Genomic DNA, 14843 nt, shown 5'->3' with positions numbered 1-14843 from the left:
TCTTCTCCTAAGCAGTAAATTGGGCCGCATCTCGTGGATTAGCAGATTGTTTTTTCTTCAATGAACTTGTTAACCAGCGTCATTAACTCGTCCGTTGTCGGTTGAGCAAGAGCCTGCTCTGCTAACACCTTCGCATCTTCGAAGTTCGTGTTACGGATAATCTTCTTAATGCGCGGGATAGAAATGGCGCTCATAGAGAATTCGTCCAGACCCATCCCCAGCAACAGAAGTGTAGCACGTTCGTCGCCTGCAAGCTCACCACACATGCCAGTCCATTTGCCTTCAGCATGAGAAGCATCAATAACTTGCTTGATCAGCGTCAGCACAGATGGCGACATCGGTTGGTAAAGGTGTGAAATCATATCATTACCACGGTCAACTGCCAGGGTGTACTGCGTTAAATCATTGGTGCCGATACTAAAGAAATCAACTTCTTTGGCTAAATGACGCGCAATTGTTGCTGCAGCCGGTGTTTCCACCATCACGCCAATCTCAATGCTCTCGTCAAATGCTTTACCTTCGTCGCGCAGTTCCTGTTTGTAGATTTCGATCTCTTTGCGCAGTGCACGCACTTCTTCAACAGAGATGATCATTGGGAACATGATGCGCAGTTTACCGAAAGCAGAGGCGCGCAGAATCGCGCGAACCTGGTCACGCAGGATCTCTTTACGATCCATGGCGATACGCACGGCACGCCAGCCCAGGAACGGGTTCTCTTCTTTCGGAAAATTCATGTACGGCAGTTCTTTATCGCCGCCGATGTCCATGGTGCGAACGATGACCGCCTGAGAGCCACAGGCTTCAGCAACGGCTTTATACGCAGCAAACTGTTCTTCTTCAGTTGGCAGCGATTCACGGTCCATGAACAGGAATTCGGTGCGGTACAGACCCACACCTTCAGCGCCGTTACGTTCAGCGCCTTCAACGTCACGAACGGTACCGATATTGGCGCAAACTTCAACCTGATGTCCGTCCAGCGTGATAGCCGGCAGATCTTTCAGCTTAGCGAGTTCCGCCTTCTCGGTTGCAACCAGCTCCTGAACGGCACGCAGTTGCTCGATAACGTCGTTGGTCGGATTGACGTAAACCTGATTGTTTACGGCATCCAGAATCAGATAGTCGTCGTTTTTAACCTGAGAGGTGACGCTACCCGTACCGACGATGGCAGGCAGTTCCAGAGAACGCGCCATGATAGAGGTATGGGAGGTACGTCCGCCCGCGTCAGTAATGAAACCCAGCACCTTGTTCAGGTTCAGCTGTGCGGTTTCTGACGGGGTCAGGTCTGCGGCTACCAGGATAACTTCTTCCTGAATAGCGCTCAGGTCGATAATTGCCAGACCCAGGATGTTACGCAGCAGGCGTTTACCGATGTCACGTACGTCAGCCGCACGTTCTTTCAGGTATTCATCATCCAGCTCTTCCAGGGCTGTGGCCTGACCTTCGATAACTTCATGCGCGGCTGCATCAGCCGTCATGTGCTTATCTTTAATCAGGGCTATGATTTCCTGCTCCAGCTCCTCATCTTCGAGCAGCATGATATGCCCTTCAAAGATGGCTTCTTTTTCTTCACCGAACGTTTCACCAGCTTTGGTTTTGATCGCTTCCAGTTGCGCAGATGCCTTGGCACGACCGCTCAGAAAACGTTCAACTTCCTGATCAACCTTGTCGGCAGAAATTTTTTTCCGGTCAATGACGATTTCGTCTTCTTTCAGTAGCAATGCTTTACCGAAAGCGATACCCGGGGATGCTAAAATGCCTGAAATCATAACCCTACCTTACTTGTGACTGATATTTAAAAGAACTCGTTGAACTTACTCGAGTTCAGCCATCAGTTTAACCAGATGCTCAACTGCTTTCTGCTCGTCTTCACCTTCTGCGGACAGGGTAACAACGGTACCCTGAGTCAGGCCCAGAGTCTGCAGTTTAAACAGGCTTTTGGCGCTAGCGCTTTTGCCGTTGGAAGTCACAGTAATATCAGAAGTAAAGCCTTTTGCTTCTTTAACAAACTGAGCAGCAGGGCGAGTATGCAGACCGTTCGGAGCGGTAATGGTAACTTCTTGCTGGAACATTATATTTCCCCAACTTATAGGTTTAGTGTTGTGGAACTAAAGTCTAGCCTGGCGGTTCAACTTTAGCCTGTATTGTTAGCATCGGCGTAAACTGGACGCGACACAAAAGGAGTTCGGTGCAATCCGTTGCTGGCAACTTCTTGCCGCTGACGTTTCGTTCGTCATTAAACATTATGCCGCGAAAGGAAGAGTTGAACCAAATCATAAAATCGATTCAGCTAGCGCTTTTCCTGTAACGATTAATTTCGCGCATCAAAATAATTAGCTTGGTTAAATACCAGTTCTGGTGGGTTGAATCAATGCCAGGCGAGTTGAAACTTTGAAGCAGGCCACAAAAAAGCACCCAAATGGGTGCTTTTTTACGCGTTTTTAACATGCTGGCATTACTGTTGCAGTTCTTTCTCTGTGAAGAGATCGGCAAACAGTGCAGTGCTCAGATAACGCTCACCCGATGACGGTAGAATAACCACTATATTCTTATTGGTAAAGGTTTCATCTTCCTGCAGCTTAAGCGCGGCAGCAACAGCAGCGCCGGAAGAAATGCCCGCCAGAATACCTTCTTCTTCCATCAGGCGACGCGCAGTAGAGATTGCTTCATCATTGGTGATGGCGACGACTTTATCGATAAGTTTCAGATCAAGGTTGCCTGGAATGAAACCCGCGCCAATCCCCTGAATTTTATGTGGGCCCGGTTTAAGTTCTTCACCCGCCAGCGCCTGGGCGATAACCGGGGAGTCGGTAGGTTCAACCGCGACGGTGATCAGATCGGTTTTACCTTTAGTGCCTTTGATGTAACGGGTCACACCAGTCAATGTACCGCCGGTACCGACGCCGGAAATAAAGACATCAACCTGGCCATCGGTATCTTCCCAGATTTCCGGGCCGGTGGTTTTTTCGTGAATTTCCGGGTTCGCCGGGTTGCTGAACTGCTGCAGCAGCAGGAACTTCTCCGGATCGCTGGCGACAATTTCTTCCGCTTTCTGGATTGCACCCTTCATCCCTTTTGCGCCTTCGGTCAGCACCAGATTCGCACCCAGAGCTTTCAACAGTTTGCGGCGCTCAATGCTCATCGTTTCCGGCATGGTCAGAGTCAGTTTGTAACCGCGGGCTGCGGCAACGTAGGCTAGCGCAATCCCCGTGTTGCCGCTGGTCGGTTCTACCAGCTCAACACCCGGTTTAAGTACACCACGTTTTTCGGCATCCCAAATCATATTGGCACCGATACGGCATTTGACGCTAAAGCTCGGGTTACGAGATTCCACCTTCGCCAGAATGCGTCCGTTACCGATACGGTTCAGTCGAACCAGCGGCGTATGACCGATAGTCAGCGAGTTGTCTTCAAAAATCTTACTCATGGCCTGTCCTTAACTGTATGAAATTGGGATACCGCTTCAGCATACCTGTTGAGAAAGTATGGGGAAGTAAGGAAATCGCATATCTATATGCTGATGGGAAATAATGCCTTGCAGTATGGAATAAGAGCGGGCATAAGCCAGCCCGCTTTTACACATTTTTGCATTACTTCCATAACGCGTGCTTAGCACGATAGCAGTCTACCCACATCGCCGTGGCACCACAAACCGCGACCGGCATGATGAACAGATTGAGCACCGGAATCATGGTGAACAGGCTGGTCAGCGCGCCGAACTGCATATTGGTGACCTTGCGTGTACGCAGCGCGACGCGCATCTCCTTAAAAGGCACCTTATGGTTATCAAACGGATAATCGCAGTACTGAATGGCCAGCATCCATGCGCTGAACAGGAACCACAGCACCGGGGCGACGGTCTGCCCAATACCCGGAATGAAATAGAGGATCAGCAACACGATGGCGCGCGGGAGATACCACGCCAGCTTTTGCCATTCACGTTTCATAATACGGGGAACATCTTTCATGATGCCGAGAACACCGGTGTCAGGCGGTGTTGCGCCCGTTAAGCGCGCTTCCAGTTGTTCAGCCAGCAGACCGTTAAACGGCGCGGCAATCCAGTTGGCTATGGTGGAAAAGAGGTAGCCGAACACCAGTAGTACGGAGATAGTGACAATCGGCCACAGCAAGTAGCTAAGCCACTGAAGCCAGTCAGGGACGTGACTCATCAGCGCGGGGATCCAGCTATCGAGTTGTGTGAATAGCCACCAGAATGCGCCGCCCATCAGCAGGATATTCACCAGCAAAGGCAGGATGACAAAGCGACGAATGCCCGGTTGGGTGATGAGCTTCCATCCCTGTGAAAAGTAATAAAGGCCGCTGCGAGGTACGACTGCAGATGATGAAACCATGGTCAGGACATACTCCTTGTTATATAAGCTCTGGTAAACTTTGCGTATCTTACCGGGTTGTTGAGCGTTAAGCTGTTCAGAAATGTTCGAAAAAACAGCAAAAAGCACAATTTTGTTCATCTTTATGCCGTGAAAGCCAAGAGTGCACTTGCACTTGGCGTAATCGACAAATACTCTTAGTGAGTAAATGTTTGCCGTGGTGGCAAGGTGTTAGAACAACAGAGAATATAATGATGCAGGATTTGCGTCTGATATTAATCATTGTTGGCGCGATCGCCATAATCGCTTTACTGGTACATGGTTTTTGGACTAGCCGTAAAGAGCGGTCTTCTATATTCCGCGATCGCCCACTGAAACGCATGAAGTCTAAACGTGAAGACGAGGATTCGTTCGACGACAACGTCGAGGAAGACGAAGGCGTGGGCGAAGTTCGCGTTCATCGTGTGAATCATGCTCCCGGTAACGCGCAGGAACATGGTGTTCCTCCTCAGTCGCCGCAACACCAGTACCAGCCGCCTTATGCGTCGGCTCAGCCGCGTCAACCCGCGCAGCAGCCTGCACAAGCGCCGGTACCGCCGCCGCATGCTCAGCCGCAGCCTGTACAACCGCAGCGGCCGGTGCAACATCAGCCTGTTCAGCAACAACCTGTACAGCAGCCGATGCAGCATCAGCCCGTTGCTCCGCAGGTTCAGCAGCCCGTGCAGCAAGCACCGCAACCTGCGCCGCAGACTTTCCAGCCCGCAGAGCCTGCCGTTGAACATCAACCGCAGCCTGAGCCGGTAGTTGAAGAAGCGCCTGTTGCTGAAAAACCTCAGCGTAAAGAAGCGGTCATTATTATGAACGTTGCGGCGCATCACGGTAGCGAGCTCAACGGTGAAGTGCTGCTCAATAGCATTCAGCAAGCCGGTTTTAAATTTGGCGATATGAATATTTTCCATCGTCATTTGAGCCCGGATGGCAGCGGTCCGTCGCTGTTCAGCCTTGCCAATATGGTTAACCCAGGAACGTTTGACCCCGAAATGACGGGTGATTTCAGCACCCCTGGCGTAACTATTTTTATGCAGGTTCCGTCCTATGGGGACGAGCTGCAAAACTTTAAGCTGATGCTGCAGTCCGCACAGCACATCGCCGATGAAGTGGGTGGTGTGGTGCTTGACGATCAACGTCGCATGATGACGCCGCAGAAACTGCGCGAGTATCAGGACCGCATCCGCGAAGTTAAAGAATCTCGCGCCTGATTCTCCTTTGGCGTGACATCTCCTTGCTAAACCCCCGCCTGTCGGGGGTTTTTTATCATTGATGGTGCGATATGGAATCAATCGAACAACAACTGACAGAACTGCGAACCACGCTTCGCCATCATGAGTATCTCTACCATGTGATGGACGCGCCGGAAATTCCCGATGCGGAATACGATCGTCTGCTGCGCGAACTCCGCGAGCTGGAAGCGCAGCATCCGGACCTTATTACCCCTGACTCGCCAACCCAACGCGTTGGCGCCGCCCCGTTAACGGCGTTCAGTCAGATTCGCCATGAAGTGCCGATGCTGTCGCTGGATAACGTGTTTGATGAAGAGAGTTTTCTCGCCTTTAACAAGCGCGTACAGGACCGACTGAAGAGTACGGACAAACTAACCTGGTGCTGTGAGCTGAAGCTTGACGGGCTGGCGGTGAGTATTCTCTATGAAAACGGCGTGCTGGTTAGCGCCGCAACGCGCGGCGATGGCACCACCGGGGAAGACATTACCTCGAACGTGCGCACCATTCGTGCGATCCCGTTAAAACTGCGCGGCGATAACATTCCGACGCGTCTGGAAGTGCGCGGCGAGGTGTTCCTCCCGCAGGCCGGGTTTGAAAAAATCAACGAAGAGGCCCGCCGTACTGGCAACAAAGTGTTTGCTAACCCGCGAAATGCGGCGGCTGGGTCATTACGCCAGCTCGATCCGCGTATCACAGCGAAGCGACCGCTTACTTTCTTCTGCTATGGCGTTGGTGTGCTGGAAGGTGGTGTGTTGCCCGATACCCATCTGGGCCGTCTGCTGCAATTTAAAGAGTGGGGATTGCCGGTGAGCGACAGAGTGGCGCTTTGCGACTCTCCGGAGGAAGTACTTGCTTACTATCATAAGGTTGAAGAAGACCGACCGACGCTGGGCTTCGATATCGATGGTGTGGTGATCAAAGTCAACTCCATGGCCTTGCAGGAGCAACTGGGTTTTGTTGCCCGCGCGCCGCGTTGGGCGGTGGCCTTTAAGTTCCCGGCACAGGAGCAGATGACCTTTGTCCGCGATGTTGAGTTTCAGGTTGGACGTACAGGGGCGATTACGCCTGTCGCCCGCCTTGAGCCAGTTCAGGTTGCCGGGGTGTTGGTCAGTAACGCCACCTTGCACAATGCGGATGAAATTGAGCGTCTTGGTTTGCGTATTGGCGATAAAGTCGTCATTCGCCGTGCGGGCGATGTCATCCCGCAGGTAGTGAACGTCGTGCTTTCCGAGCGTCCGGACGATACCCGCGAAATCGAGTTTCCCACCCACTGTCCGGTATGCAACTCTGACGTTGAGCGTGTGGAAGGCGAAGCGGTTGCTCGCTGTACCGGAGGTTTAATCTGCGGGGCACAGCGGAAGGAATCATTGAAACACTTCGTTTCCCGCCGTGCGCTGGACGTCGACGGCATGGGCGACAAAATTATCGATCAACTGGTCGAGAAAGAGTATGTCCACACGCCAGCGGATCTCTTCGCGCTGACCGCAGGTAAGCTGACCGGTCTTGATCGCATGGGGCCGAAGTCGGCGCAAAACGTAGTGAATGCGCTGGAAAAAGCGAAAGAGACCACGTTTGCCCGTTTCCTCTATGCGCTGGGTATTCGTGAAGTCGGCGAAGCGACGGCTGCAGGTCTGGCGGCATATTTCGGCACGCTCGACGCGCTGGAAGCCGCCTCTGTTGAAGAGCTGCAAAAAGTGCCGGATGTCGGCATCGTGGTGGCGACCCACGTGTTTAATTTCTTTGCCGAAGAGAGTAACCGCGAGGTGATCGTCCAGCTTTTGGAGCAGGGGATTCACTGGCCAGCGCCGGTGGTTATCAACGCTGAAGAAATCGACAGCCCCTTTGCGGGTAAGACGGTGGTGCTGACCGGGAGCCTGAGCCTGATGTCACGCGATGATGCCAAAGCACGACTGACCGAGCTGGGGGCAAAAGTGGCCGGTAGCGTGTCGAAGAAAACCGATCTAGTGATTGCGGGGGAAGCGGCGGGCTCTAAACTGGCAAAAGCGCAGGAGTTGGGCATTGCCGTTATCGACGAAGCTGAAATGATCCGCTTACTGGGTGCCTGAGATGGAAAAAGAGCAGCTGGTTGAAATCGCCAATACCGTGATGCCCTTTGGCAAATATAAAGGGCGTCGGCTGATTGATGTACCGGAAGAGTATCTGCTGTGGTTTGCCCGTAAGGATGAATTCCCGCCGGGCAAGCTCGGCGAACTGATGCAAATCACGCTGCTGATTAAAACTGAAGGGCTGACGCAACTGGTGCAGCCCCTGAAACGCCCACTTTAAGCCTTTGCGGCGCGGCTTTTCTGCTGCGCCTGTAATGCGTCCGTCTGTTGCTTGTAGCGACGTGCCAGCACCGCACAAACCATCAACTGAATTTGATGGAAGATCATCAGCGGCAGCACCATCATTCCTATCACTGACGTCGGGAACAGAATATTTGCCATTGGGATCCCATTCGCCAGGCTCTTTTTCGATCCGCAAAAGACAATGGTGATCTCATCGGCCTTGTTGAAGCCGCATTTACGCGCAACAAAGACGTTGATGCCAATCACGATTGCCAGCAATACGATGCTGACCACCACGATAAACAGCAGTGAGCCAATCCCCACTTTGTGCCAGATCCCGTTAACCACGGCTTCACTGAAGGCGGAGTAAACCACCAGTAAAATGGATGATTGATCCGTTTTTGCAATCCATTTTTTATGTCGGGACACCCAGTTACCAATCCACGGACGCGAAAGATGTCCCAGTACGAACGGCAGCAGCAGCTGCAGCATGATTTTCCCCACCTGCTCCAGGCTGCCTTCTGCGCCATGCATATTCATGACCAGGCCAACCAGCAACGGCGAGAGAAAAATACCCAGCAGGCTGGAGGCCGAAGCGGAACACACGGCGGCGGCAACGTTCCCCCCCGCCAGCGACGTAAAGGCGATTGCCGACTGCACCGTGGCCGGCAAAATACACAGGTACAGGAAACCGGTGTACAGCATCGGGTCAACATTAACCGGCGCCCACCAGGCGAACAGAACGCCCAGCACCGGGAAAACAACAAACGTGCTGCACATCACCCACAGATGCAAACGCCAGTGACTACCGCCGGCAATAATTGCCTCACGAGAGAGCTTGGCCCCGTGCATAAAAAACAGCAGGGCAATGGCGGCGGTGGTTAAGCCTTCAAAGAAAGGCACAAAGCCACCTTCGGCTGGGAAAAAGGACGCCAGTAATACGACCGTAATCAACGTAATCGTGAACGGATCAAGGATACGAAAAAGTTTCATAAAAGCTCCTGAAATTCAGTAGCAACATTTTGCGTTTTTCCATTTGAGAAATAAAATTGATTTATTGCATCCATATATGAATCGAATAGATGAATTACTCTCTGCGTCAGCTCCGTATCTTTGTTACCGTCGCTCAGGCCAAAAGCTTTAGCCGGGCGGGGGATATTATTGGCTTAAGCCAGTCTGCGGTCAGCCACAGCGTTAAAGAGCTTGAAGCTCAGACGGGGGTGCGGTTGTTAGATAGAACAACGCGGGAAGTGGTTCTGACGGAAGCGGGGCACCAGTTGGCGACGCGGCTGGAACGTATTCTGGATGAACTGCACAGCACGCTGCGTGAAGCAGGCCAGGTGGGGACACAGTTAACCGGAACGGTGCGTGTTGCCGCCAGCCAGACAATCTCTGCTCACCTTATTCCACAGTGTATTGCCCAGAGTAATGAGCTTTATCCTGCGATCGATTTTGTGCTGCACGACAGGCCCCAGCAGTGGGTGCTGGAAAGTATTCGCCAGGGAGAGGTGGATTTTGGCATTGTGATAGATCCTGGTGCTGTGACCGACCTGCAGTGTGAAGCCGTACTGTCCGAACCGTTCCTGCTGCTGTGTCGCGAGGATCATCCGTTAGCCCAACGTGAGTGGGTGAACTGGCAGGATTTGTATAACGAACGTTTGGTGTTACAGGATTACGCTTCCGGTAGTCGACCGCTGATCGATGCGGCGTTGGCCCATTTTTCCATTGATGCCAACATCGTTCAGGAGATTGGTCATCCCGCCACGCTGTTCCCGATGGTGGAGGCGGGGATTGGCATCAGTGTGCTGCCCGCGCTGGCGCTCCCCTTACCGCAGGGCAGTCACTTGCAGGTTAAGCGCCTGACGCCGGTAGTTGAACGGCAACTGATGCTGGCTCGACGTAAAAACCGCTCTTTATCAACCGCGGCTCAGGCGCTGTGGGACGTGGTGCGTATGCAGGCCAGTGAATTAACCGCTGGTCGTGCCCGTGATCCGTTGTATCAGATTTAAATATCTGCCCGACTGGGCTAATGTGTTAGAACAAGTATTTAAGAGAATAAATAATACCGTCCTGCAGGAATGATTCTCCCAGTTTATTATCTGCGTAACGATACTGAATACCTGCGGTAAGATGTGGCGTCGCGTTCCACCAGAAAGCGACTGCGCCGTTGATTCCGTCCTTACCGCCATTACCTGCCGCGTAGGTTTCATTGCGGTCAAATTCGTATTCATTCCAGTTCGTTACGCTGAATTTCTCGCTGCCAAGCGAGAAGCTATATCCGGCCACCCAGCCCATTACATAACCATTATCCCCAGTATAATATGTCTGATCGGTATAACGTTTGGCAAAGAAGGGCTTAAACCAATAACCATTGCCTGTGAAATTATAACCTAACCCATAGAGAAACATATCATCATGGAAGTTAGCACGATTCGGCGAACCATAAGTTCCGTAAGCATGCAGATAGAGATTTAACCCCGTATCACCAAGATATATACGGTTGGTATTTTTGAAAGTGTAACGCTGTTCGCTGCCGGGTTTAGCGTGACGACCATTGTAGAAATTCTCCCAATCGAAGAAGCCGTACATTTCTCCCCAGCTAAAGTTCGCTCCGCCTTCAAGCTCCAGATAACCAAAGTCATCTTTATGTGATTTTTTACTGGTTTTTTCTGTAGTCTCTGATGTCCAGTCGAGATAATGCAGGCCGATATCGGCAAATCCACTTTTATATTCCGCATGGGATAGTGCGGGAATAATGAGTAAAGATGACAGCGTCAGAGTAAAGAATTTTTTCATAGCATATTTCCCTATGCCAATAGTTATTAATAGATTAATTAAAAATAAGTGATTTATAAAAATACAAACAGCATATTGTTATGATAAAGAGTAGATAACTACCAATACTGTTTTGTATCTTTATTAATACAGAAGCGATCTAAATCCATCGATATCAAATGACTATTGATAGCACCTGAAAAGTGTATTGGTCAGCACAGGTCGAAGGTCGTTATAAAAAGGAGTCAAATTTAATCCGATAGAACAAGGATATTTATGTCTCACGCTCTTTTTTCTCATAATCCTGAGTATTGTGTTGATATTATTCGTGCATATGCACCGGAGTTTACCCCGCGAGTTGCGTTTATTTTGGGTTCTGGACTAGGTGCGCTGGCGGAGCAAATTGAGAATGCGGTCGCCATCTCCTATGAAAAACTTCCCGGTTTTCCTGTGAGCACCGTTCACGGCCATGCTGGAGAACTGGTGCTCGGTCATCTGGCAGGTGTTCCTGTTGCTTGTATGAAAGGGCGTGGACATTTTTATGAAGGTCGGGGTATGAAGGTTATGACCGACGCCATTCGCACGCTGAAATTGCTGGGTTGTGAAGTATTGTTCTGTACAAATGCGGCAGGATCACTACGTCCTGAAGTTGGCCCAGGAAGTCTGGTGACGTTGTGTGATCACATTAACACTATGCCGGGTACGCCGATGGTTGGAGCGAATGATGAGCGTTTTGGCGATCGCTTTTTCTCGCTGGCAAATGCTTACGATGCAGATTACCGAGCCATTCTTCAGGCCGTTGCGGCAGAGGAGGGATTCCCTCTCACCGAAGGCGTATTTGTTTCTTATCCGGGGCCGAACTTCGAAACTGCGGCAGAAATACGCATGATGCAGATTATTGGCGGCGATGTGGTCGGAATGTCAGTGGTGCCGGAAGTTATTACCGCACGTCATTGTGGTCTCAAAGTTGTTGCCGTCTCTGCGATCACCAATCTGGCGGAAGGGTTAGGAGATGTAAAACTGTCCCATGCTCAGACACTGGCTGCGGCTGAGTTGTCCCGTCAGAACTTTATTAATCTGATTTGCGGTTTTTTACGCAAATTGGCCTAAACACACAATAGCAAAGGTTCCTTTTGGGAGCCTTACCTCACGGCAAGGAATAAAAAATGGGTATTACGTCCCGCTTAAAAATCATGTCGTTTTTGCAATATTTTATCTGGGGTAGCTGGCTGGTTACCCTGGGTTCTTACATGATTAACACCCTGGATTTTACCGGCGCGAATGTGGGTATGGTCTACAGCTCGAAAGGGCTGGCAGCGATTATTATGCCAGGCATTATGGGGATCATCGCCGATAAGTGGCTGCGTGCCGAACGTGCTTATATGCTGTGCCACCTGGTGTGTGCTGGCGCGTTACTCTATGCCACCACGGTTACTGATTCTGATACCATGTTCTGGGTGATGTTAGTTAATGCTATGGCCTATATGCCGACGATTGCGTTATCGAATAGTGTTTCCTACTCCTGCCTGGCAAAAGCCGGCCAGGATCCGGTGACGGCATTTCCGCCTGTACGTGTTTTTGGCACGATAGGTTTTATTGTGGCCATGTGGACGGTGAGTCTGATGGGCCTGGAACTCAGCAACGCGCAATTGTATATCGCCTCTGGAGCTTCGCTGCTGCTGGCTCTGTATGCGCTGACGTTGCCGAAAATTCCGGTTGCAGAGAAAAAAGAGTCCGCCACGCTGGCCAGTAAACTGGGGCTGGATGCGTTTGTTTTGTTTAAAAATCCGCGCATGGCAATTTTCTTTTTGTTTGCCATGATGCTGGGGGCGGTGCTGCAAATCACCAACGTCTTTGGCAATCCGTTTCTGCATGATTTTGCCCGTAACCCTGAGTTTGCCAACAGCTTTGTGGTGAAATATCCCTCCATTTTGCTGTCAGTTTCGCAGATGGCGGAAGTGGGTTTTATCCTCACTATTCCATTCTTCCTTAAACGCTTTGGCATTAAAACAGTGATGCTGATGAGTATGCTGGCGTGGACGCTGCGCTTTGGCTTTTTTGCCTTTGGCGATCCGTCTCCGTTTGGCTTTGTGCTGCTGCTGATGTCGATGATCGTTTACGGCTGCGCGTTTGATTTCTTCAACATCTCCGGATCGGTATTTGTCGAGCAGGAAGTTGACTCAAGCATTCGCGCCAGCGCCCAAGGGTTGTTTATGACGATGGTAAATGGCATTGGCGCGTGGGTTGGTTCAATCCTGAGCGGGATGGCGGTGGACTATTTTTCTGTCGATGGCGTCAAGGATTGGCAAACTATCTGGCTGGTGTTTGCCGCTTATGCTTTGGCATTGGCAATTGTTTTTGCGTTGTTCTTTAAATATCAACACCATCCAGAAAAATTGTCGACTAAATCATTGGCTCATTAAAATTATTTAACTGGCGAGGGGATGCTCGCCAGTTCATTTCACAAACAAGGATTCCACGTGAAAGAAATCATTCTATCCTCAGGCATTGGGGCATTATTTACTTTATGCCGAATACCCATTCCTGCACCAAATGTTTTACCTGGGGTTTTATCTATTGTGTTTATGTATATTGGGTATCTTGTCGTTAAATCTATTTTTTACTAAGCAATGTGGTAGATTCCAGACGTTATCCCTTATACCTGGAGTGCAACAGTGATGGAACGAGCTCACCGAATCGATCTGAAGTTATTGCGTTATTTTCTCGCTGTTGCAGAAGAATTGCATTTTGGCCGGGCTGCTGCCCGGTTAAATATGTCACAACCTCCCCTGAGTATTCATATCAAAGAACTTGAACAGCAACTTGGTACCTTGTTATTTATTCGCCATTCTCGCAGCGTTGCGTTAACTCATGCCGGGAAAATTCTGATGGAGGAGTCGCGTCGTTTGTTAGCCAATGCAAATCAGGCTATGGCGAGAGTGGAGCAGATTGGTCGCGGCGAAGCGGGGCGTATTGAACTGGGTGTGGTTGGTACGGCGCTGTGGGGAAGAATGCGTCCTGCAATGCACCATTTTTTGAAAGCAAATCCCAATGTTGAAGTACTGTTTCGCGAAAAATCGCCAGGTATGCAAATGGCGTTATTAGAGCGTCGGGAGCTTGATGCAGGGATCTGGCGTATGGCTATTGAACCAACGGTTGGTTTTACCAGCTTACGTCTGCATGAATCTTCATTCATGGTTGCAGTACCGGAAGATCACATTCTGGCCTCCAGGGATGCTGTTCCGCTGGCGGCGCTGCGCAACGAATATTTTGTCACGCTTCCATCCGTACATTCCGATTGGGGATTTTTGCAACGCGTATGTCAGCAGGCAGGCTTCTCGCCAATGATTATTCGTGAGGTTGTTGAGCCCCAGACAGTACTGGCAATGATCAGTATGGGAATCGGGATTACGTTAATGGCTGATGGTTATGCACAAATGAACTGGCCTGGCGTAATATTCCGGCCATTAGAGGAACGTATTCCGGCGGATTTGTATATTGTGTATGACCAACAGCAGGCGACACCCGCGCTGGAGAAACTGGTAGCGGCATTGACGATGTGATATCTGTGCCGGATGGCGACTAACGTCTTATCCGGCCTACGAGGGGAGTATTGTCGGTAGGCCTGATAAGCGTAGCGCATCAGGCAGTTGTATAAATCGCAGATAGCAAAAAGGCGCCGCCAGCGCCCTTTTTACATTGGTGGGTCGTGCAGGATGACTCGCTTCGCTCGCCCTTCGGGCCGTCGCCGTAACCGGCTCCGTTGTTTCGCTGCGCTCAACACCGAACCAGCGGCAGGTTCGAATCTTACAAATCGCAGATAGCAAAAAAGCGCCTTTAGGGCGCTTTTTTACATTGGTGGGTCGTGCAGGATTCGAACCTGCGACCAATTGATTAAAAGTCAACTGCTCTACCAACTGAGCTAACGACCCGAAGTGGTGGGTGATGACGGGATCGAACCGCCGACCCCCTCCTTGTAAGGGAGGTGCTCTCCCAGCTGAGCTAATCACCCACTTCGGTACTTCAATTTTATCGTAAGAAATCCAGCTGGCGAGAAAGTGGTGGGTGATGACGGGATCGAACCGCCGACCCCCTCCTTGTAAGGGAGGTGCTCTCCCAGCTGAGCTAATCACCCACTTCTCAATTTCTTACTCTACACGGCGGAGACTACA

The 14843-nt window shown here is 50.9% G+C and carries 14 protein-coding genes, 3 tRNA genes and 1 other RNA gene; 8 read left to right on the top strand and 10 right to left on the bottom strand.

All coding sequences use genetic code 11. The annotated features are described in order from the left end of the window. Positions 1 to 38: 38 nt before the first annotated feature. From ptsI to cysZ, 4 genes are all read right to left on the bottom strand, one after another. A complete protein-coding gene (ptsI, locus tag WC1_RS07885) occupies positions 39 to 1766 on the bottom strand; it encodes a phosphoenolpyruvate-protein phosphotransferase PtsI (protein ID WP_016150733.1) in 1728 nt (575 codons plus the stop codon). 45 nt (positions 1767 to 1811) lie between these two features. Further along, positions 1812 to 2069 (bottom strand): phosphocarrier protein Hpr, encoded by a 258-nt coding sequence (gene ptsH, locus WC1_RS07890; RefSeq protein WP_003038086.1) that lies wholly within the window; start codon positions 2067 to 2069, stop codon positions 1812 to 1814. 383 nt (positions 2070 to 2452) lie between these two features. Next, on the bottom strand, positions 2453 to 3424 hold the full coding sequence (cysK, locus tag WC1_RS07895; protein ID WP_003038091.1) for a cysteine synthase A: 972 nt from the start codon (positions 3422 to 3424) through the stop codon (positions 2453 to 2455). 163 nt (positions 3425 to 3587) lie between these two features. Then, a complete protein-coding gene (cysZ, locus tag WC1_RS07900) occupies positions 3588 to 4349 on the bottom strand; it encodes a sulfate transporter CysZ (RefSeq protein WP_003838567.1) in 762 nt (253 codons plus the stop codon). 230 nt (positions 4350 to 4579) lie between these two features. Between cysZ and zipA the strand changes: the two genes are divergently transcribed. From zipA to WC1_RS07915, 3 genes are all read left to right on the top strand, one after another. Further along, positions 4580 to 5587, top strand: coding sequence for a cell division protein ZipA (zipA, locus tag WC1_RS07905; protein WP_016150732.1), 1008 nt, complete (start codon positions 4580 to 4582; stop codon positions 5585 to 5587). Between the two features lie 71 nt (positions 5588 to 5658). After that, positions 5659 to 7674 carry an NAD-dependent DNA ligase LigA gene (gene ligA / locus WC1_RS07910; RefSeq protein WP_016150731.1) on the top strand — a complete coding sequence of 672 codons (2016 nt, stop codon included), beginning with the start codon at positions 5659 to 5661 and terminating at the stop codon, positions 7672 to 7674. Position 7675: 1 nt separating this feature from the next. Beyond that, positions 7676 to 7894: a DUF3820 family protein gene (locus WC1_RS07915; protein ID WP_003038102.1), complete on the top strand. Its 219-nt coding sequence runs from the start codon at positions 7676 to 7678 to the stop codon at positions 7892 to 7894. Here the strand turns inward: WC1_RS07915 and WC1_RS07920 are convergent. Continuing rightward, positions 7891 to 8889 carry a bile acid:sodium symporter family protein gene (locus WC1_RS07920; protein WP_003038103.1) on the bottom strand — a complete coding sequence of 333 codons (999 nt, stop codon included), beginning with the start codon at positions 8887 to 8889 and terminating at the stop codon, positions 7891 to 7893. The genes WC1_RS07915 and WC1_RS07920 overlap by 4 nt on opposite strands. A gap of 89 nt (positions 8890 to 8978) precedes the next feature. Here WC1_RS07920 and WC1_RS07925 point away from each other — a divergent pair, with 89 nt between their 5' ends. Further along, positions 8979 to 9905, top strand: a complete 927-nt coding sequence (locus WC1_RS07925) for a LysR family transcriptional regulator (RefSeq protein WP_016150730.1) — start codon at positions 8979 to 8981, stop codon at positions 9903 to 9905. A gap of 25 nt (positions 9906 to 9930) precedes the next feature. Here the strand turns inward: WC1_RS07925 and WC1_RS07930 are convergent, their stop codons facing one another. Beyond that, the gene (locus WC1_RS07930; RefSeq protein ID WP_003847297.1) at positions 9931 to 10692 is read right to left on the bottom strand and encodes a nucleoside-specific channel-forming Tsx family protein; all 762 of its coding nucleotides are present in this window, start codon (positions 10690 to 10692) and stop codon (positions 9931 to 9933) included. 255 nt (positions 10693 to 10947) lie between these two features. On the opposite strand from WC1_RS07930, the gene xapA reads away from it, so the two are divergent. Genes xapA through WC1_RS07945 form a run of 4 tightly spaced genes read left to right on the top strand, consistent with a single transcriptional unit; the run spans position 10948 to position 14234 of the window. Next, positions 10948 to 11781, top strand: coding sequence for a xanthosine phosphorylase (gene xapA, locus WC1_RS07935; protein ID WP_003847299.1), 834 nt, complete (start codon positions 10948 to 10950; stop codon positions 11779 to 11781). Between the two features lie 56 nt (positions 11782 to 11837). Beyond that, positions 11838 to 13094 carry a nucleoside permease gene (locus WC1_RS07940; RefSeq protein ID WP_016150729.1) on the top strand — a complete coding sequence of 419 codons (1257 nt, stop codon included), beginning with the start codon at positions 11838 to 11840 and terminating at the stop codon, positions 13092 to 13094. 57 nt (positions 13095 to 13151) lie between these two features. Further along, positions 13152 to 13298, top strand: coding sequence for a DUF1427 family protein (locus tag WC1_RS23905; protein WP_071599150.1), 147 nt, complete (start codon positions 13152 to 13154; stop codon positions 13296 to 13298). Between the two features lie 51 nt (positions 13299 to 13349). Beyond that, positions 13350 to 14234 carry a LysR family transcriptional regulator gene (locus WC1_RS07945; protein WP_016150728.1) on the top strand — a complete coding sequence of 295 codons (885 nt, stop codon included), beginning with the start codon at positions 13350 to 13352 and terminating at the stop codon, positions 14232 to 14234. 137 nt (positions 14235 to 14371) lie between these two features. On the opposite strand, the gene WC1_RS23900 is transcribed toward WC1_RS07945, so the two are convergent. From WC1_RS23900 to WC1_RS07960, 4 genes are all read right to left on the bottom strand, one after another. Further along, a non-coding RNA gene (locus WC1_RS23900) (RtT sRNA) lies at positions 14372 to 14498 on the bottom strand. A gap of 29 nt (positions 14499 to 14527) precedes the next feature. Further along, a tRNA-Lys gene (locus WC1_RS07950) sits at positions 14528 to 14603 on the bottom strand. A gap of 4 nt (positions 14604 to 14607) precedes the next feature. After that, positions 14608 to 14683, bottom strand: a tRNA-Val gene (locus WC1_RS07955). Positions 14684 to 14730: 47 nt separating this feature from the next. Further along, positions 14731 to 14806 (bottom strand) — tRNA-Val (locus tag WC1_RS07960). Between the last annotated feature and the right edge of the window lie 37 nt (positions 14807 to 14843).

The organism is Citrobacter sp. KTE30, assembly GCF_000398825.1.
GTDB classification, from domain to species: Bacteria; Pseudomonadota; Gammaproteobacteria; order Enterobacterales; family Enterobacteriaceae; genus Citrobacter; species Citrobacter freundii.
Note: the sequence above shows the minus strand (reverse complement) of the source record. Positions and strands in the feature narration are given on the sequence as shown.

Excerpts from the sequence above, each read along its gene's own strand:
- ligA (WP_016150731.1), top strand. The coding sequence starts at position 5,659 with ATGGAATCAATCGAACAACAACTGACAGAACTGCGAACCACGCTTCGC.
- WC1_RS07925 (WP_016150730.1), top strand. The coding sequence starts at position 8,979 with ATGAATTACTCTCTGCGTCAGCTCCGTATCTTTGTTACCGTCGCTCAG.
- ptsI (WP_016150733.1), bottom strand. The coding sequence starts at position 1,766 with ATGATTTCAGGCATTTTAGCATCCCCGGGTATCGCTTTCGGTAAAGCA.
- WC1_RS07930 (WP_003847297.1), bottom strand. The coding sequence starts at position 10,692 with ATGAAAAAATTCTTTACTCTGACGCTGTCATCTTTACTCATTATTCCC.
- xapA (WP_003847299.1), top strand. The coding sequence starts at position 10,948 with ATGTCTCACGCTCTTTTTTCTCATAATCCTGAGTATTGTGTTGATATT.
- WC1_RS07915 (WP_003038102.1), top strand. The coding sequence starts at position 7,676 with ATGGAAAAAGAGCAGCTGGTTGAAATCGCCAATACCGTGATGCCCTTT.
- WC1_RS07940 (WP_016150729.1), top strand. The coding sequence starts at position 11,838 with ATGGGTATTACGTCCCGCTTAAAAATCATGTCGTTTTTGCAATATTTT.
- cysK (WP_003038091.1), bottom strand. The coding sequence starts at position 3,424 with ATGAGTAAGATTTTTGAAGACAACTCGCTGACTATCGGTCATACGCCG.
- cysZ (WP_003838567.1), bottom strand. The coding sequence starts at position 4,349 with ATGGTTTCATCATCTGCAGTCGTACCTCGCAGCGGCCTTTATTACTTT.
- WC1_RS07920 (WP_003038103.1), bottom strand. The coding sequence starts at position 8,889 with ATGAAACTTTTTCGTATCCTTGATCCGTTCACGATTACGTTGATTACG.
- ptsH (WP_003038086.1), bottom strand. The coding sequence starts at position 2,069 with ATGTTCCAGCAAGAAGTTACCATTACCGCTCCGAACGGTCTGCATACT.
- zipA (WP_016150732.1), top strand. The coding sequence starts at position 4,580 with ATGATGCAGGATTTGCGTCTGATATTAATCATTGTTGGCGCGATCGCC.
- WC1_RS07945 (WP_016150728.1), top strand. The coding sequence starts at position 13,350 with ATGGAACGAGCTCACCGAATCGATCTGAAGTTATTGCGTTATTTTCTC.